An 18675-nucleotide genomic window follows, 5' to 3' on the forward strand; every position below is an offset into this window, starting at 1 on the left:
GTAATCAATGCACCCCACGATCCCACCAACTACAACAACCCCGATCGTCAGCACTGTCGCGCAACAACATCGTACTGCGCCGATCGCCAAATCTACAACTGGTGCCGCCCAAAAGCTGGGCAAATTGTCTACAGTTGCAATGCCAAACTGGCAAGATCGATCGCCTCTAACTAGCCCAGACATCCAGGCTAAACCAAAAGCGATCGCCCAATCCGAACTTCCTGGCGGCTCGACACCACCACCAGCTCCGCCAGTCCCAACTAATCGACCAACTACGGTAGATACAGGCGATGGTTATCCTACCAGCATTCCAGCTAATTATTTTGGCCCAGCGATTGGCTTTGGAACCGGATCTACATCTTTTGGTGTAATTAGCAGATTTCCATTTGGTACGAATTACTCGATTCGTCCCTCCGCAGTGTTTGGAAATGGTGGCACGATCGTGCGAGTGCCAGTTACCTATGATTTTGCATTAGGCGACAGAGAACCATTCGAGCGCAATCCGCTGGTAACTTTTCATGCTGGTGGTGGCGTGCAGTATAGTTCGGGGATTGGTGGTGCCAGATCTTCCCAATTCGGACTGCTAGGTACGATCGGGGTTGATGTCAATCTGTTTGAAGGTGTGGCGTTAGTGGGCAGCTTTAATACTGATTTTGCCTCAGTTAGTGGTACGAATATTGGTTTGGGATTTGAATTTTAGAACTATCGTTAATTAGTTAATAGTTGATAGTTGATAGTCGATCGCGAAGTTATTAAGACGGAGATTTAAACTCCGTCTTAATAACAATCCGCCTTTAGGCGGGGGCTTTTAACCCTTGCTCTTCGGATAATATTTTAAGGAATAATTCGATCGACGATCGAATTATTCCTTTATTTACTGCTGTAAATTACAACAGGCACCCGCTTATAAGCCGGAGTACCCGATCGAGTTTCGGTTTTTGCGGTGAAGATAACATTCACTTCTGGATAAAACATCAACGCCGCACCTTCGCGCACCGAGCCGTAAATTACTTCCACTTCATCCATTTTACCTGCATCGCCTTGGACGGTAACTCGATCGTGTGCCGCTAGGCCAATCTTTTCGGCATCGATCCGATTGAGGAGAATGCAGTTGCGATGGGGCATTCCCCGATATTTATCGCCGAGTTTGTAGACGACAGTATTATGTTGAGAATAGCTGCGTCCGGTCATCAGAGCCAGCACTAGGCCGCGTTCTGGTCGATCGATTCCAAATTCTTCCGGTTTTGGTAGCGTCAGAGTTGGTAGCGGCGTGACGAACATTTTTGCCTTACCAGAGGGCGTTTTAAAGTGGGGGGTGGTGACGATCCGCCCAGAGATGGTAAATTCCTCATTTGTATCGTCGATCGTGCCGATTTTTTCGTAGCCAGGAATGGTTGTCGCGATCAGTTGTCGCACATAGCGCGGATCGGATAACTTGTGCCACTGAATCGGATCTTCACCTAAAACCCGATCTGCCAAAGTTGTTAAAAATTCAACTTCAGTCACCAAATCTGCACCCTTTAAATGAGTTTCCCCAGTATCGTTAAACCGGACGAAATTGTTGCCCGATTCGACTGTGGTTTTATACGGATGCTCGAAGCGATTGAAGACTGGAATGATAATTGTATTAGTTTTCGCCAGTCCGTTAAAGTGACCGATATTGGGTTTGGTGGCGAGATAAATAATCGTATCGATCTTGCTTAAGGCGCGTTTTGCCTGCGCTGAGTTGGGATTGGCTCCGTAGAGATTGCCGCCAACGCAGATCAGTGTATCGACTTTATCTGCATCTGCGGCTTCAATTAAATCGCGGGTGTGATAACCCTTGGGTAGCGTCAAAGGTCGCCCCAGCAGTCGCTCTAAGGCTTGCTTAATCTCTTCCTTGAGCTTTACCGTCACGCCCATCGAGCCAAAGCCCTGCACGTTAGAATGCCCCCGTACGGGCATCACGCCAGCACCCATTTTGCCTGCATTCCCAGTCATCAGCGCGGTATTGGCAATACTGTAAACGTTATCGACGCCATTAGTCTGTTGGGTAATTCCCATCGCCCAACCAAATACCACCCGTGGCGATTTACCGATAATTGTCGCGGCGGTTTCAATTTCCGATCGAGAAACGCCACAAGTAGCGGTAATGGTTTCCCAATCGACATTTTGCGCCTGTTCGAGAATTGCTTCCCAGTCTTCTGTATGTGCTTGCAGAAACGATCGATCGACTAGTCCCTGCGCGATTAAAGATTTTTGAATGCCTACAAATAACGCCACATCGCTACCCGGAATCGGCTGGAGATACAGCGAAGCAATATCCGAACCTGGAATCAAAGATTTAACCGGAAACGCGGGAGAGCCAAATTTCACTAACCCGATTTCCATCATCGGATTGATGATGATAATTTTCGCGCCCTTTTCGCGCAACTTAATCAACTCGTTCATCAAGCGCGGGTGATTGGAAGGTGAATTCGCTCCCGCCAACACCACGCAGTCAGCTTCCTTCAAGCTTTCCAAACTGACGATCGAAGTCTTGGTACCAAACATCTCATTGAGCGCGGTAGTCGAAGGTGCGTGGCACAAATCCGAGCAATCCGCCAAATTATTAGAACCCAGCGTCCGCATCATCAATTGCAGGATAAACGCCGCTTCATTGCACCCGCGTCCAGAACTATAAGAAGCTACCCGCTCCGGATCTCTTTTAAAAGCCTCAGTCGCGGTCGAGTAAATCTCGTCCCAAGAAATCCGCTCGTAGTGGGAACTCCCCGCGCGCAAAATTACCGGAAAACTCAACCGCCCCAACCTGTCGGCTTCATAAGATGATAATTGCTGTAATCTGGCGATCGGATTGGTATCGAAAAAATGTGTCGAAACCCCAGGCTGAATCTCTGCCGTAATTGCCTCCACACTCTTCATACAGCGTTGGAGCTTTTCACCTTCTTCGTTGGTAAATCCCCCTTTTTGCCCGCCCGTACCCCACGAGCAAGACAGACAGGCACTATGGTGAAACAGTGTTTTCCAGAGTTTGGGGCCTTGCGGCGATAGCGTTTTCTCTGCCCAATACTCAATTACGGGCAATCCCCCACCAATTGCTGGTGTATCCTCATTGGTTTCGTTGAAGGGCGGTTGCTGCTGCGGGTTAGTTTCCATTCGATCGCCAGATGGGGAGCTTATTTCGATAAGCTATCATAATTATCTAGATACCTCGGTATATCAATGGACAGATTTTAGTTAGCGATCGAAGCAATAGGTTCGATCGAAAATAATTGTCATTTTTATTAATAATCCTTTAATGCAGCAGACAGACATAATAACCAGGCAACATATCTATTTGGCTGCACCTCTATTTACCAAGGGCGAGCGAGATTTCAATCTTAGCGTATCTGAATATTTAACCGCTAATGGTTATCGAGTATTTTTGCCTCAACAAGAATGCGAAAATGCTGAAGGAGAAGATATTTATAAAACTTGTCTGGATGGGTTGCGATCGGCAGCAATTGTTATTGCAATTGTCGATGGTGCTGATGCCGATAGTGGTACTTGTTGGGAATGTGGTTATGCGGTGAGTCAGGGCATTCCAGTTATCGCTGTGAGAACCGATTTTCGAGGTTCTGGCGATACTAAAGGGTTTAATGCGATGATTTATTATAGTGCGGCAAAAGTCATCGATGGTAGCGATCGATTTCTGGAGGAGATTCTCAGCGCACTTCAAGGATTGGCAGCGTAATAAACCGATTGCCATAAAAATGGCACCCTCGAAGATTTTCCAGCTCAGAGGCTATGCCCACGATCGGCTGTGGCAATCAATAATATGTTTGAGATGGCGTTCGCGGCGCGTGCTCAAGCCTTGTCGCTCTTAGTAGTACTTTAACTGATGCCGACGATCGCTAACGAATTATAGACAGCTCTAGCGATCGTGATGAGTAGCAGGCAGTAAATTTTTGTTAAACTTTGTAAGCTTATCTTGCGCTTGCTAGCTGTCAAAAATGATAATTCAGTTTATGTAATGAGAGTAAATAACTACCGTGTTTAAAAAGTTTTTTGGCAAAAAAAATGATGGCTTTTTTCTTCAACTAGAAGACGATGACGCGCAAAAGCCCGCAGCGAAGGCTAAACCTGAAGCCAAGCCTGAAGCTGTCGCTCCGGCAACTCCAGCTCCTGTAACCACAGAGACTGCTCCAGCAGCCGCGAAAACTGAAACTGCTGCCGCTCCTAAAGCTGCTAAATCCGAGAAAAAATCTGTTAAAAAAGCTGAAGCTCCTAAAGCTGTAGAGCAAAAAGCACCTGTAGTTACCGCACCGCCAGCTCCGCCAATTACTAACTTTGCAACTGATTACCTGATCAAACCTTCTTCCAATAGCAGCCGTCGTCTGCCTGGTGCGAATATGCGTGGATTCTTGGATCTAGCTCGTAAGGTTGACAAACCAACGGCTTTTAAAGCATCTGCTGCCGAGCGCAAAGCTGGTGAAAAGTAAATTTTGACTGGTATCGATTTATTAATATAGCTCCTGAAATCTGCTCTAAAGATTGGATTTCAGGAGTATTTTGTCGTTACCGAAACCGCTCGATGAGAAAATTGAGTCTCACTATTCCAGCACGAACGAATCTAATTAGTTGAGGCTCGATCGATTGGCAATGAGATTTTGCTCCCGACACATGGCTAGACTGCTATAAAGATGAAACGCTCGATCCCACGAGCAGTCGGCGCGGCGCAATAATTCGATATGCGGATCGATTCGCTCTAGTAGCTCTGGATAGCCTATTGCAGTTTCTGCAAAAGGTGCAAAATTGCTTTGGACTCGCACGTTGGGCATTTTCTCAATGACTTGGGACATGAGCTTGTTCCAATTATCGTGGCTGGTAGTCGCAATTTTTTCTCCATTTAATAATCCACTCAAATCTCCGCTCGATTGTCCGTTGGCATCGCCATTGAGTCGATCGCGATTTTTGGCGATAATTTGTTTATAATCGCAAAAATCATAAGTTTGCGAACATAATCTAAACATGCTGCGACGTTTGGGTAAGTGCAAATCGCAGATCTGAACGTAGTCGAGAATTCTACTACGGCGACGGGTGCGGTTATTGAGTTCGATCGTGACCACCTCTTCAAAAATCGGTAGCATTCCCCTTACAATCTGAGCAACTTCCGACCACTCAAAATTAAATGTCCGCAGTTCCGATCGATCGTCCATACACACGATCGAGGCTTGAGGCTCAAAGGATTGAAAATGACTGACATTAAAGACAAATAGTTGCTGTGTCTGCTGTAGAGAGACACAAAAACACGGAATCTCGGCTTGGAGTAACAAATCCCGATAAAACTCTAATTCGCCCATTTTTCCCACGCGGTACAGCCGCCAGCCCCGACTGGGCAACTGAAGTCTGGCACTATAGTTATCGATCTCCATAATCGCGGCAAATTTCTGCGCCGCAGGTTTTTTATCCTCTACTTCGATCGGTTCGAGGATCAAAAATCCTGGTTCGACATTATCTTCGATCCCCGCTCTGGCACAAGCATAGGCATTAGCTTGAATTCGTGCTTGGACTTCCTCGATGCGGAGAATTCCCGCTCGTGCTTCGGTGGTGATTTTGAGATTTACGGAATGTTGGAGCAACAATCGATAGATTTCCAGTGCATTATCGAGTTTGTTGGTTGCTTCTTGCAGTTGTGCCGCGTAAAGTTGTACTTGGTGGTCGTCTGGTCGCTGGGCAACTAAGGTCGCGATGATTTTGGCGGCAGTCTTATAATCCTTACGCTCCAAGGCATCAGCAGCTTGCTCTAACATAGATTTAGGCGAATTGGTTGGATAGAGTAGTCTTGTGAAAGCCATCAGGAGTTAGCATTGCCCTAGCAAACACACATTCATCGTCTATATAGAATGCCCCCATTTGGGTCTGAAGTTAACTAGCTACTAGATTTGTTTGACTACCAATTTATCGAACTAATGCTGCTGGACGAATGTTGTTCGTTACAAAAACGACCCTCTACTCTCTACCCTCTTTAATAATTCAGCTCTCATTTTTTAAGATCGACATAATGCATTCAGATTCATTGACAGCTAGCCACGGTATTATTCTGGTTTTATTACTCGGTTTTGCGATCGCGCATAGTGGTTTGGCAGCTTTACGCCCCTGGGCTGAGTCCAAAATCGGCGCGCGGTTGTATCGAGTTATCTTTGCATTGGTAAGTATTCCCTTTGCGACTATTCTGATTATTTATTTTTTCAATCATCGCTATGATGGCTGGCAACTGTGGCAGGTGCAGGGTACGCCATGGGTGACGCCACTAGTCTGGATTTTGTCGTTTATCTCGTTTCTATTCCTTTATCCAGCGACTTTCAATCTGTTGGAAGTGGCGGCGGTAGCCAAGCCCCAAGTCCGAATTTACGAAACAGGTATCATGCGTGTAACCCGACATCCGCAAATGGTCGGTCAATTAATTTGGTGTGTGGCTCACACATTGTGGATCGGGACTAGCTTTACGTTGGTAACTTCGATCGGGTTAATGTTGCATCATTTATTTGCGGTCTGGCATGGCGATTATCGCCTCGGCAAGCGTTATGGAGCGGAATTCGAGCTAGTTAAAGCCAGAACCTCGATCGTGCCCTTCCAGGCGATTCTCGATGGTAGACAAACGCTAAAATTAGCAGAGTTCCTCCGGCCTGCTTACCTTGGGGTAGTCGCCTTCGTCCTGGTATTTTGGTGGGGGCATCCATGGTTAATTGAGATGACCTCACGGGTATCCTTTTAGACAGTGGATCGGTGTTAATAGATCGGCGATCGGCCATTTAGCTGTAGATTCTCGCTCTATTACCTCGATCCCTAGTGCTTATTCCGCGATCCCTCTACCCCGATCGGAGTATTTAGCGTTAAAATGATTACCTATATAAAACAAAAGATTTGATATTAAACCGACCACCTTTTATGATCCATTCTGTAACAGATCTGAATTTTAAGGAACGGGTTCTTGCATCATCGCTCCCCGTACTGGTTAACTTTGAAGCTCCTTGGTGCGGTTTGTGTAAGCTAATCCAGCCTACCCTAATTCAGTTTTACGATCGTTGGGACGAGCAAATTAAATTGGTTAATATCAACGCCGATGAGAATTTTAAGCTAGCTAGTACTTATAAACTAAAAACACTACCTACCCTAATTTTATTTACCAACGGACGGATCGTCGATCGACTAGAAGGCTTTCACAGTAAAGAGGCTTTGCGAGCAGATCTCGATCGGATGACGCGAAAAGCAACTCTCAACTGGCAGATTGGGGAGAAGGCAATGCCGATGCAGATCGACTGGCGATTGGTCAGAACCGAATAAACTTAACAAATATTTTTATATTAAATCTAGATGGTGGGCACTGCCCACCACTTAAGCCCGAGCAGCACAACAACTTCGACTCATTCACTCGATCGAGTCTATGCGTTCGCTTAGCGTGCCAGAGGCAATCAAGTAAATAATTCGATCGGTGCAATTGAGATCGATCTGTCTAGATCGATCTTTTAGTACATGAGATCGAAGCAAAAAGACTTTAAACTGCTCGATCGATTTAACCTACCTCGACAGTCGATACCGCTGATGTACTAAGTAAGTGTGGAGATCGACATTAATATCATCGCGTATAAAAAGCCTGAACTATGATTAGAATGATTTCTGGATGGACTATGATTATTTCTAAGGATAAATCATAGTCCGTCTCTTAATCCGATAAATCAAAGTTCCAGGCAGTAATATTGTCGAGAATTATGCCAGGATCGATCGAGTAGTAGTAACATAAAATATGTACTCGAACTGCGAACTCTACATTTTTTGTTTTTGCTTAATGCGTTTCAATTTTTGCTGGCGAATCAGTTCGTCAAATTTTGCCACTAATTCTTCTAATTGAAGATCGACTTCTTCAAAATCTAGCCGAGCTTGACGCAAATTGTCGATAAGTCGGCGATTTACTGCTGCATCGGGCACGATCGGTTGTGCTTTCATGATAATCTCCATTCCTGGGTAATTTCTTGGATACTACGATTTAAAGCTGGATTTTTTTGCTGAGTTGTTTGGATAGATCGATCGACTATTCCTATGATATCAGGGGGAATCGGCGGTTGGGTATTGGCGACTCTAATTTGCAGGTTAGAGAATAGCGAAAATCGTTCTATTGCCTGTTGTGCAATACTTTGGAGTTCATCTAGAACGGGAATTGTATCTTCTGTTTCTCCAAAAGCATCAAATAGCGACAGTTCGAGCGTTCTAGCCGTATCGATAATTTCTAAAAGCTGATGTTGTAGATCCCAGATAGTTTGAGCGGTTTCGGGGCTTAATTTTGCCATAGATCGTGAAAGTTCATTGCTGCGTAGATTGGTGCGAGACTCCATCTACCGGAAGCTGGTGTTTTCTTTGCTTACGTTCGATTAAAGCATAATCAAAGCGATCGCTCGTACCAATACCCGATCGAATCGAAACAGATCGATTAGTCTATGCCTACGCTACGCGATTCCGCAAAGCGGAGGCTACGCCAACGCACCAACCCCAAATCGCCACCAAATAAATCGACATTAATATCATCGCGGATCGCGCCAGGATCGATCTTAAAGTGTCCAATCTTCAATTTTAAGATCGGGAACCTGCGAGAAATCTTTATGGTTGCGAGTAATAATAGTTCCTCCAACAGAAAGAACAATCGCGGCAATCCGCATATCTTTTTCTAATCTTTTCTTTGATAAAGATTTGTGTTCTAGAAGCAGATGTTGGTGATAAGTATTGGCAAGTTCGCTAAATGTCAATATTTCAATAGTTTTTAAAAATTCGGTCGTCTGCCAAAGCTTGCCATAGATTCTAACGAGATTATTTGCTTCAGCAGGATCGTTTACTCTACCAGCCCAGCCGTTAAAGAGTTCTTGGATGGTAACAATCGTTGTGACAACATTAGAAACCTCTTGGGTTACTCTATAAATTAACTTTTGGTTTCCAGCTAGAAATAATGAAGCAGAATCGGTGTCTAGAATGAATAGGGTCATTATTCTTCAGTTGTATCTGCTCTATCTGCGGCAATATTAGCAACTACAGCCGCAAAATCTTCATCATCTTGAAAAATACCTGCAAATTTTAGCATCGGATGCTCTGTTTTTGCCGGAATACTGGGCAATTGGTGTTTTAGTCGCTCTACCTCAGCTTCTAACAAGGCAACTCGTTCTTCTAGTTCTATTGGCATAGGTTGTTAATCCTTGTGGCTCTAGGTCTATTATATCCAAGATGCGATCGATCTAACCCAATACCCCTGTAGCGATCGAATCAAAACAAATCTATCGCACCAACCCCAGATCGAACCCAAATAGATCGATATTAATATCATCGCGGATCGTGACAGGTTCGATCGAGTATCAATATCGATCGAACAATTGGGCATAATAGATCGACAACTCTATCGTTAGAATTAGTGAGTAAAATAGTGATTAATCTTTACCCACTCTAAGTTCTAAACATTAAGTATCTAATTCTCGATCGACCATAAGAGTTGTTAAATCATTTAACTTCTGATTCATTCCTTTGCTGTAATTGCGAAAAAACACAACCATTGGTAAAAAACAAAATAACAATGCTACTGCAAGCACAATATAGAGCATTGAAGATGACTTCTCTGCTGGAATAGGTGAAAGATTAATAACATTATTGATAATTTGAGTGGGTGATGATTGCGAATCGACTGGATGTTGAAATATTTTATAAGCAGCCCAGCCAACACCTGCGACACCAACAAGCGGCAATGCTGCGGTTACAGCCAAGCCACCAAGCATTCCACCTCCAATCAAAGATCCCACAGCAGCTAAACCAGATGTCATACCAGCAGCACTCAAACCTGCGACGCTTCCAGTAGCAGAGATAGCCGCGATAGATGCCATTCCACCTGCGGTTCCACCAATAACTCCACCGACTATAGCAGCCTTTGAAGAACCCTGTTGCTGATGATTTTGAGTATTAGTATTAGCCGCAAGACTGCTTCCTGGAGAGATAAATAATATTAGTGCAATGCAAAATGCGGAAATAATCTTCATACCTAACTGTCTCATAACTCAACCAATCATAATTACTACCTACCTTCTATAATTCAAGTAACTTCACTAACGATCCGGATAGTTTAAAGAAATTAGATATCGATGGTGGACATAGCCCACCATCTATGTTTCAGCCGAGAATTGATTTCTATTTGTTATTTTTAACTCACAATGGGCAATCCTACGCACTAAAGTACTTAGCAGTCGGATGATAGACAATTAACGCAGTCGTAGACTGCTCTGGATATAGCTGCTCGCTCTCATCCATCGTCATCCCCATCCGCTCCGTTCCCAATAGCTCCAACTGTTTGAGTTGATCCGGAACGTGGGGACATGCGGGATAGCCGAAACTATAGCGCGAACCTTGATAGCGTTGCGCCAACATATCGCGAATATTATCCGGCTCTGAGTCGCCATAACCTAACTCGCGGCGAATGCGGGCGTGACTCCATTCGGCGAGGGCTTCTGCCATTTGGACAGCCATGCCGTGGAAGTAGAGATAGTTGGTATAGTTATCGCCTTTGAATAGCTCTTGCGCTTTTTCAGTGGCGATTTCGCCCATCGTTACGGCTTGCATGGGGAAAACATCGAAGGTGTTTTCGCTCAGGGGGCGGAAGAAGTCGGCGATGCACAGACGGCGCAGGGATTTTTGGCGGGGGAATGTCCAGGTGACTAGGGGGGGGGCTGTTTGGGGGGGTAAGCCTTGCTCGGTGACGCTGGGATCGTAGACGTGGACGGAGTTACCTTCGGCGGTACAGGGGAAGTAGCCGTAGATGAGTTGTGGCTCTAACCATTTTTCGGTGAGGATTTTGGCTTTCCATTCCTCTAAGACTGGATGTACTTTGGCGGCGAGGAATGCGTCGTATTCTTCGCGCGATTGCTCTTTGGGTTTGCGGAATTGCCATTGCCCAGCGATGAGGGCTTGTAAATCCATGTACCAGAATAACTCTTCGATCGAGATTTCATCTTTGAGGATTTTGGTGCCCCAGAATGGTGGTGTGGGTCGATCGATCTCCAAGTCTACGGCTTCCGATCGCACGGTGTCGATGACTGTTGGTTCTTTACTCTCTTCAGTTTTGCCGTTAGTTTCTTCGATTTCGACGGCGACTTTAATCGGGTTGCCATCTTCGTCGAGGAAGCCTTTAAAGTCGTCCCACTTGTTGCCCTGTTTGGCGGGCATGAGGGCATCCATAAAGTTCAGATCGGCGAAAGCATCTTTACCGTAGATTACCTGCCCTTTATAAGCTTGTTGGCAGTCGTTGTAGACAAATTTGGGAGTGAGGGCGGCACCGCCGAGGATGATGGGAATGGTAATGCCTCTTTCGTTGAAGACTTCCAGATTTTCTTTCATGAAGGCGGTGGATTTGACGAGCAATCCACTCATGGCGATGCAGTCTGGTTTGTGCGTTTCGTATGCTTGAATGATGGCTTCCACAGGTTGTTTGATGCCCATGTTGATCACTTCATAGCCATTATTAGACAGGATGATATCGACGAGGTTTTTACCGATATCATGTACGTCACCTTTGACTGTGGCAATGACAAATTTACCCTTGGCGTTACTGACACCGACATCGGCTTTATCCATGTGCGGTTCGAGGAAGGCGACGGCGGCTTTCATGGTTTCGGCAGATTGCAAGACGAAGGGTAATTGCATTTGTCCCGAACCGAAGAGTTCGCCGACAACTTTCATGCCATCGAGGAGATAGATATTGATGATATCTAACGGTGGATACTTCTCGATCGCTTTCATCAAGTTATCTTCTAGTCCCACCCGTTCGCCGTCGATAATATGGCGGGTGAGTTTCTGTTCGAGTGGTAATTTATCGTCTTCGGATTTATCCCGTTTAGTTGTCACTCCTTCAAACATGGTAGTGAGCAAACCTAACGGATCGTAGGTGCAAATATCTCCATCGAATTGACGGCGATCGTAAATCAGATTCCGACAGATTTCTTGATGTTCGGGCGTTATTTTAGCGAGTGGTAAAATCTTATTCGGACTGACGATCGCGGCATCCATTCCCGCTGACATACACTCATGCAGGAACATCGAGTTCAATACTTGCCGCGCGGCAGGATTTAACCCGAAGGAAATATTCGATAGTCCTAAGAGAACGTGACAATCTGGCAAACTTTCACGAATCATTTTAATCGATTCGACGGTGGCTTTACCATTAGCCCGATCTTCTTCAATCCCCGTGGAAATTGGGAGAGCGAGAGTATCGAAGAAAATTTCATAGGCGGGGAAGCCATACTCGATCGCGGCATCATAAGCACGTTTGGCAATGTCAAATTTCTTCTGTGCTGTCCGCGCCATGCCTTCTTCATCGATCGTGCCGATTACGATTCCGGCACCATATTTCTTGGCAATTTCTAATACTTTATAGAACCGTTCTTCGCCATCTTCGTAGTTAGTGGAGTTGAGCAGACATTTACCGCCAGCTACTTTCAATCCGGCTTCCATTTTTTCCCACTCAGTGGAGTCGAGCATTAATGGTAGACTAACGTTATTTACTACTCGCGAAACCACTTCGTGCATATCCCGCACGCCATCGCGCCCGACATAATCGACGTTGATATCGAGAACGTGGGCACCTTCACGCACCTGAGATTTTGCGAGCGAAACTAAGCCATCCCAATTCTCTTCATTTAATAAATCGCGACATTTTTTCGAGCCACTGGCATTCAACCGTTCGCCGATAATTAAGAATGAATTATCCTGATGATATGGTTGCACCGACATGATCGAAGATGCCGCTGGTTCAAATACCGGAATCCGCACTTTGGGATGTAAAGTTGTCCCGATTTCGGATAGAGCTTTAATATGATCTGGGCGCGTACCGCAGCAACCGCCAATTACTTGAACGCCCCAATCTTCGACGAACTTGTGCATTGCCAGTTTGAGTTCGATCGGCGTTAATTTATAATGAGCGTGACCGCCGATATTTTCTGGCAATCCAGCATTTGGTACGCAAGAAACCACAAATGGCGATTGTTCGCACAGGTGTTTGATATGGGGAGCCATTAAATCTGGCCCAGTCGCACAATTTAAACCTAAAATATCGATCGGGAATGGTTGTAATGCGGTTAGTAATGTCGCTACATCGCTACCAGACAACATCGTCGCCTGGGGATGCTCGAATGTCGCCGACACCATAATCGGGATTCTGACCCCTTTATTTTTAAAAACCTGCTCCAGTCCATTAATCGCTGCTTTGATTTGCAGCACGTCCATACAAGTCTCGATCAGGAATAGATCTACACCACCGTCCAACAGGCCCGTAGCCTGTTCGGTGTATGCTTGCTCTAGGCTGTCATAATCGATATGCCCGATCGAGGGTAATTTAGTTCCAGGGCCGATCGAACCCGCTACAAATCGCGGTTTTTCTGGTGTCGAAAATTCCGCCGTACATTTTTTCGCCAATTCTGCGGCGGTTTTATTCAGATAGTATACTCGGTCTTGCAATCCATATTCAGCTAAAGTCTGTGCCGTACCACCAAAAGTATCGGTTTCGATGACATCCGCACCCGCCGCCAGGAAGTCCCGATGCACCTTCGCTACTGCTTCCGGCTTGGTATGGACGAGATATTCATTACAACCCTCATACTCAGCACCGCCAAAGTCCTCAGCCGTTAGGTTCTGGACTTGGAGATTGGTACCCATCGCCCCATCGAAGACGATGACGGGACGTTCGGGACTGTGGAGACGCGCGAGGAAGGAACTTGTCATACGGCGATAGTAAGGAATTAAATCTAAATTGCGATCGACATCTCGATCTCCCCTAACTATTTAGTTCGAGAGATAGTTGCACTCTATTATAATCAAGTGTACCCTGACTATTCATCGCGGTTGTTACGCAAATAGACCGATCGAGCAGTTGTCAGATCGGATGCTCGCGATTCAAGCACTACAACTGTTATTTTTCTGGGAGATAGCTTATCTTCTCGATCGCATGAATAATTCTTCAGATAATTTAATTTGCCGTCATACATTTAATGCCCAACAGCTTGTAGACTCTCATCCAGCAAAAATCCGCAATGCAAACAAAAAAATCGTGCATCGAATTGCTTGCCCACCCAACTCTATTCACCAGGGTGAGATAGTATTTTCGCGATGGAGATCGATCGAATTAGCTGAAATATCTCCATCGCTGACCGATCGCACCGAAATACAAGAGCAAAAATCTTATTTTAAATATCCAAGATCTCAGCACAGAGATCGTCTAGTCGAATGGTATCTTAACTTTGCTCATTCCGATCTATTTTGTGCTTATGGAGAGCGGGTATTTGCTCAAGATGAAATGCAAGTTGCCGAACATCCCGTACTGGCTTCGTTACGCGAAGCCCTCCTAGATGCCAAGATCGATCCATTTACCGTCGAACGTGGAGAACCTACACCGATCTTGATTCGGGGTATCGAACGACGCTGCGAAATTGCCACAAATATAGACTCAGAGCAGGGTAGACCGCTCGGGCTATATGGTAATAACTTTGCAAAGGCTCCCGCAGCAGCGATCGAACTGGCAACTACACCGATCGATCCACCCACAATTACGAATATTATTGCGATGGAAGCTCCGTCGGGTGGGTATAACTTTTATGAGTACGATATAATTGAATTTATTCTGACTACTGCCGTGACTGGATTTACCGCCGCTAAAATCGAATCACAGCTAGAAATTGCATCGCCGATTGTTTCGATTCATACTGGTTTTTGGGGTTGTGGTGCTTATGGTGGCAATCGTATTTTAATGGCTCTATTACAGCTCTTAGCCGCGCGGCTGGCACAAATAGATAAATTAGTATTTCATACAACCGATGATGCTGGAGCCAAGGCTTTAGCTACAGCACGATCGATAATCGATCGAGAATTAGTCATTGCCGAGGCTAGCATCCCGCAGATCTTAGATAAGATTTATGCTAAGGCATTCAAATGGGGTATTGGTGATGGGAATTAGTAGCCTTAATACATCGATCGAATCGATGTATTAAGTTTGAATCCAGCACCGCCGAAAATTGATTAGATCCGTTCGAGTACCGCCCCGAACTAGAAGTTGTTTGCGATCTAGTTACCAAATAACTTTTTGGCGGCGCGTTCGCTTCTGGCTTCTGCTGATTCCATCACTTCGGCCATATTTTCTAACATTTCGCCCGGGTGATTTTCCAGTACTCTGGTAGAAAGCGAGATTTTACCATTACCTTCATCGAGATCGATAATCATCGCCTTGATTTCTTGGCCGATCGTAAATAGTTTTTCGCAGGCTTCGACCCGATTTTGACTGACTTGTTTGATATAAATCAAACCAGTGTTGCCATTAAATTCAACAAATGCGCCGAACGGTTTGATCCCGACGATCGTACCAGTAACTAATTGTCCTAATTCTAATTGACTGAAATTAGCAGTCCGCGTAGCTTGACGCTGGGAAAAAACTAATTTATTTTTATCTTTATCGGCTTCGATAATTACACCGGGAATGCTAGTGCCGACTAACGATTCGAGATCGCGTTCGACTAATTGCGATCGGGGAATAAAGCCGCGAATGCCTTGGAAGTTAACTGTGACGCCACCTTTGTTGACACCAGTTACTCGGAGCTGGATCGATTCTTTATTACTTTGAATATCTCCAACTTGATTCCAGGCATATCTGACTTGCAATTGACGTTTGGACAACGTAACTTGTCCATCGGCATTTTGTTCGCGAATAATTAGGAATTCTTGTTCGTCACCGATCGGTAATAACGCAGATAAATCCGCAGATTCATCGGCGGCAACTTCTTCGGCTGGGACGAATGCTAGCGATTTACCATTGATATCTACATAGACACCATCGCTATCGTAACTATGAATTTTACCCCGCACTAATTGGTCTTTTTCAAAGCTGACTGCTTCAGCATCTAATGCTTTAGCAAAGTCATCCATAGAAAAGATTTCGGCAGAGGTACTTTGAGTCTTATTCATTTGGGAGAGTTGGGAGTTGGAAATTGAAAGTGTGGCTGTAGGAATAGTTCAAAACCTAGAGCCTAAAGCCTAAAGCCTAAAACCTAAAACCTAAAGCCTAAAGCGATCGAGCCTAGATCGTGAGTCGATCGAATAGTTCTTCGACATGTGCCCAAGCCGATTCAGCAGCAGTAGGATTGTAACTTGCCCGCAAATCGCAACAGAAACCATGTTCGGCACCTGGGTACTGCCAAATTTGATGCGGAATGTTATTTTGAGTCAGAACTGTCTCAATTTCGGCGACGTGTTCGGGCGGAATGCTAGCATCCTCCATACCGAAGAACATATACATCGTACCCGCGATCGCGGCTGTTTTGCTCGCGGATGGCTCGCCACCGCCAGGGGTAAAGGTCGTAATTCCCCGTCCGTAAAAAGAAGCCGTCACGCTAATATCTGGTAAGGTCGCGGCTAAATAAGCAACGTGTCCGCCAAAACAAAACCCAATACAGCCAAAATGGGGCTGGACTTGAGGTAAAGTTTTGAGATAATCGATCGCGGATTGAATATCTGCAAGTAACTGTGGAGCACTGGTTTTCTCGGCATAACTCCGTCCCAACTCAATGTCCGCACTTGCGTAACCGAGTTCTAATCCTGGTGCAAATCTGTCGAATAAAGCTGGAGCAATCGCCACATACCCCAGACTGGCAATTCGTTCGGTGACAGCTCGAATATGGGTATTGACCCCGAATATCTCTTGGAGTACGATAATACCTGGAAACTGGCCTGCGCCTGCGGGCATGGCTAGATAACCGTATATATCGGACGTTTGGGACTCGATCGAACCCGACGGAGGCTTTGTCAGTGCCACCTGCTGCGTTAATACTGGGAGTTTGACCATGTAGATTACTTTAGTTATTTACTTGCCTCAAGCGGGCATACTCACATCTAAGTTTATCTATATGTCATAGTATGGCCTCAGTATACTTAAGATCTTAGTATAAAAATCGAATTTGCCGCTCTATCGATCGACAGATATAGACTTTGAGTAACCAACAGCTCGATCGCTGCCATCGGCAAAGACGATCGACAAAATTGGCTCAAAAGTAGCTCTAATGAGTCAAGTGAAATGCGTTCGTCGAGAGCTACCGCTGAGAAATTGGAATTTTTTAGTCGCATTCCAGAATTTGGAGTACAGATGCGAGAGAATTAGATCCGGAATTAATAATTCAAAAATTGGAGTAGTTATTGCGATCGGCATAACAAATCCAGATAACAACACTTTTTATAGATCGGGAGTTAGTAAATTGGCTAGAGGTGACTATCAAAATCTTACAAAACGACTTTTACCCGGTAAAATACTGTGGCTGGCGATCGCTGCGGTATCTTTTGCCCTCATCGTTTTGCTCCACACTATTTTTAGTGGCATATCGCCCAAGACACTAGTTGCCGAAACGGGTCTTGCCGATACTACTAAAGTAACTACCGCGATCGCCAGTAGCATCCCGCTGAACTTTGACGTTCCCAAAAGCTTTCAAGCTAAAACTATTAAAGATGCTACCGTACCAGGCGCAGAAAAAGTCATCGCCCTCACTTTTGATGATGGCCCTTGGCCCCAAACTACCGAGCAAATTCTAGACACACTCAAAAAAGAAAATGTGAAAGCCACTTTTTATGTGGTCGGCCAACCGCTAAAATCTTTTCCCGAAATCGGTAAAAAAGTGCTCGCTGACGGTCATGTCATCGCCAACCATACGCTTCACCACTGGTACAAAAAGATGAGTCCATTGGTCGCACAACGCGAAATTGAAGATACAGCCAAAATCATTAAAGATGTTCTGGGTGTAGAGACAGCCTACTTCAGACCTCCAGGAGGCGTGCTCACCAACGGGTTGGTAGCATATGCCCAAAAACAAAATCAATCAGTAAATATGTGGTCGGTGGATTCTGGCGACAGTCGCCCCAAACGCCCATCTCCAGAAGAGATGGTTAAAACTATTCTGGCAGAAGCTACTCCTGGTGGCATCGTCCTGATGCACGATGGTGGTGGTAGCCATGACAATACCGCCAAAGCCGTGCCCCTAATCATTACCCAACTCCGCGCACAAGGTTATAAATTTGTGACGATGCCAGAACTGTTATCACTAGCATCCGCAACCCCAGAAAAGCCAATAGCACAAGCGTTACCTTCTAACGTTACTAACTAGATCTTCGCCAGCCGATCGTCGATAGTTAAAGTAGTCCTACTAATTACTAAATTAGTAGGACTATTTATTGTTTTTATGAGGATAAGCGCGATGACAACTTTAACTCAACAACAGTGTATTCCTTGTCTCGGCGGCGAAACTGCGATCTCTCAAGCCGAAATCGATGCCTTTCAACCGCAGATTCCCGATTGGTGCCAGTACGAAGTCAAAGGCGAACAACGAATCGAAAGACTGTACCAATTTAAAGATTTTAAAACCGCACTAGCCTTTACCAATGCTGTCGGCGAACTAGCCGAAGCCGAATCCCATCACCCTGCACTCTTAACCGAATGGGGCAAAGTCACAGTCACCTGGTGGACGCACACCGTCGGCGGCTTGCATATGAATGACCTAATTATGGCCGCCAAGACAGAAGAAATCTTTAAGCAATTTAAGTAGAAAGCGGGGAGCGGGGAGCAGTGGATGGGTGGTTGGGTAATGAGTAATGAGTAATGAGTAATAAAAC

19 protein-coding genes are annotated in these 18675 nt (G+C 45.4%); 8 read left to right on the plus strand and 11 right to left on the minus strand.

From position 1 onward, the window contains the following. The first annotated feature begins 7 nt into the window (after positions 1-7). Positions 8-700 (plus strand): hypothetical protein, encoded by a 693-nt coding sequence (locus C7B77_RS06585; RefSeq protein WP_106301788.1) that lies wholly within the window; start codon positions 8-10, stop codon positions 698-700. 170 nt (positions 701-870) lie between these two features. On the opposite strand, the gene C7B77_RS06590 is transcribed toward C7B77_RS06585, so the two are convergent. After that, the gene (locus tag C7B77_RS06590; RefSeq protein WP_106301791.1) at positions 871-3135 is read right to left on the minus strand and encodes an FdhF/YdeP family oxidoreductase; all 2265 of its coding nucleotides are present in this window, start codon (positions 3133-3135) and stop codon (positions 871-873) included. A 181-nt stretch (positions 3136-3316) separates the two neighbouring features. Between C7B77_RS06590 and C7B77_RS06595 the strand changes: the two genes are divergently transcribed. After that, complete coding sequence (locus C7B77_RS06595) at positions 3317-3712, plus strand: nucleoside 2-deoxyribosyltransferase (RefSeq protein WP_181243734.1); 396 nt, start codon at positions 3317-3319, stop codon at positions 3710-3712. Between the two features lie 298 nt (positions 3713-4010). Next, positions 4011-4460: a hypothetical protein gene (locus tag C7B77_RS06600; RefSeq protein ID WP_106301797.1), complete on the plus strand. Its 450-nt coding sequence runs from the start codon at positions 4011-4013 to the stop codon at positions 4458-4460. 135 nt (positions 4461-4595) lie between these two features. On the opposite strand, the gene C7B77_RS06605 is transcribed toward C7B77_RS06600, so the two are convergent. Beyond that, positions 4596-5771 (minus strand): tetratricopeptide repeat protein, encoded by a 1176-nt coding sequence (locus C7B77_RS06605; RefSeq protein ID WP_106301800.1) that lies wholly within the window; start codon positions 5769-5771, stop codon positions 4596-4598. A gap of 251 nt (positions 5772-6022) precedes the next feature. On the opposite strand from C7B77_RS06605, the gene C7B77_RS06610 reads away from it, so the two are divergent. Next, positions 6023-6736 (plus strand): NnrU family protein, encoded by a 714-nt coding sequence (locus tag C7B77_RS06610; RefSeq protein WP_106301803.1) that lies wholly within the window; start codon positions 6023-6025, stop codon positions 6734-6736. A 173-nt stretch (positions 6737-6909) separates the two neighbouring features. Next, positions 6910-7305, plus strand: coding sequence for a thioredoxin family protein (locus C7B77_RS06615; RefSeq protein WP_106301806.1), 396 nt, complete (start codon positions 6910-6912; stop codon positions 7303-7305). A 480-nt stretch (positions 7306-7785) separates the two neighbouring features. On the opposite strand, the gene C7B77_RS06620 is transcribed toward C7B77_RS06615, so the two are convergent. The 7 genes from C7B77_RS06620 to metH form a co-directional block, all read right to left on the minus strand. Further along, a complete protein-coding gene (locus C7B77_RS06620) occupies positions 7786-7965 on the minus strand; it encodes a hypothetical protein (protein ID WP_106301830.1) in 180 nt (59 codons plus the stop codon). Continuing rightward, on the minus strand, positions 7962-8306 hold the full coding sequence (locus tag C7B77_RS06625) for a hypothetical protein (protein WP_106301808.1): 345 nt from the start codon (positions 8304-8306) through the stop codon (positions 7962-7964). Before C7B77_RS06625 ends, C7B77_RS06620 begins: the two co-directional genes overlap by 4 nt. A gap of 140 nt (positions 8307-8446) precedes the next feature. Beyond that, positions 8447-8584, minus strand: a complete 138-nt coding sequence (locus C7B77_RS29690; protein ID WP_181243735.1) for a hypothetical protein — start codon at positions 8582-8584, stop codon at positions 8447-8449. Beyond that, the gene (locus C7B77_RS06630; RefSeq protein ID WP_106301811.1) at positions 8565-8993 is read right to left on the minus strand and encodes a type II toxin-antitoxin system VapC family toxin; all 429 of its coding nucleotides are present in this window, start codon (positions 8991-8993) and stop codon (positions 8565-8567) included. Before C7B77_RS06630 ends, C7B77_RS29690 begins: the two co-directional genes overlap by 20 nt. After that, the gene (locus C7B77_RS06635; protein ID WP_106301813.1) at positions 8993-9187 is read right to left on the minus strand and encodes a hypothetical protein; all 195 of its coding nucleotides are present in this window, start codon (positions 9185-9187) and stop codon (positions 8993-8995) included. The genes C7B77_RS06630 and C7B77_RS06635 overlap by 1 nt, the downstream gene beginning before the upstream one ends. A 271-nt stretch (positions 9188-9458) precedes the next feature. Further along, the gene (locus tag C7B77_RS06640) at positions 9459-10028 is read right to left on the minus strand and encodes a hypothetical protein (RefSeq protein WP_106301816.1); all 570 of its coding nucleotides are present in this window, start codon (positions 10026-10028) and stop codon (positions 9459-9461) included. Between the two features lie 181 nt (positions 10029-10209). Next, positions 10210-13758 (minus strand): methionine synthase, encoded by a 3549-nt coding sequence (gene metH / locus C7B77_RS06645; protein WP_106301819.1) that lies wholly within the window; start codon positions 13756-13758, stop codon positions 10210-10212. A gap of 76 nt (positions 13759-13834) precedes the next feature. Here metH and C7B77_RS06650 point away from each other — a divergent pair, with 76 nt between their 5' ends. Next, entirely contained in the window at positions 13835-14986 is a 1152-nt protein-coding gene (locus tag C7B77_RS06650) for a hypothetical protein (protein WP_146138210.1), read from the plus strand. A 107-nt stretch (positions 14987-15093) separates the two neighbouring features. Here C7B77_RS06650 and C7B77_RS06655 read toward each other — a convergent pair whose 3' ends face one another. Together C7B77_RS06655 and C7B77_RS06660 are read right to left on the minus strand one after the other, a co-directional pair. Further along, entirely contained in the window at positions 15094-15987 is an 894-nt protein-coding gene (locus C7B77_RS06655) for a S1 RNA-binding domain-containing protein (protein WP_106301824.1), read from the minus strand. A 112-nt stretch (positions 15988-16099) separates the two neighbouring features. Further along, on the minus strand, positions 16100-16864 hold the full coding sequence (locus C7B77_RS06660) for a dienelactone hydrolase family protein (protein ID WP_181243736.1): 765 nt from the start codon (positions 16862-16864) through the stop codon (positions 16100-16102). Between the two features lie 214 nt (positions 16865-17078). Here C7B77_RS06660 and C7B77_RS06665 point away from each other — a divergent pair, with 214 nt between their 5' ends. Then, positions 17079-18170 carry a polysaccharide deacetylase family protein gene (locus C7B77_RS06665; RefSeq protein WP_245894091.1) on the plus strand — a complete coding sequence of 364 codons (1092 nt, stop codon included), beginning with the start codon at positions 17079-17081 and terminating at the stop codon, positions 18168-18170. A gap of 90 nt (positions 18171-18260) precedes the next feature. Continuing rightward, positions 18261-18608, plus strand: a complete 348-nt coding sequence (locus C7B77_RS06670; protein WP_106301827.1) for a 4a-hydroxytetrahydrobiopterin dehydratase — start codon at positions 18261-18263, stop codon at positions 18606-18608. The last annotated feature ends 67 nt before the right edge of the window (positions 18609-18675 follow it).

This window comes from Chamaesiphon polymorphus CCALA 037 (assembly GCF_003003845.1).
Lineage (GTDB): Bacteria > Cyanobacteriota > Cyanobacteriia > Cyanobacteriales > Chamaesiphonaceae > Chamaesiphon > Chamaesiphon polymorphus.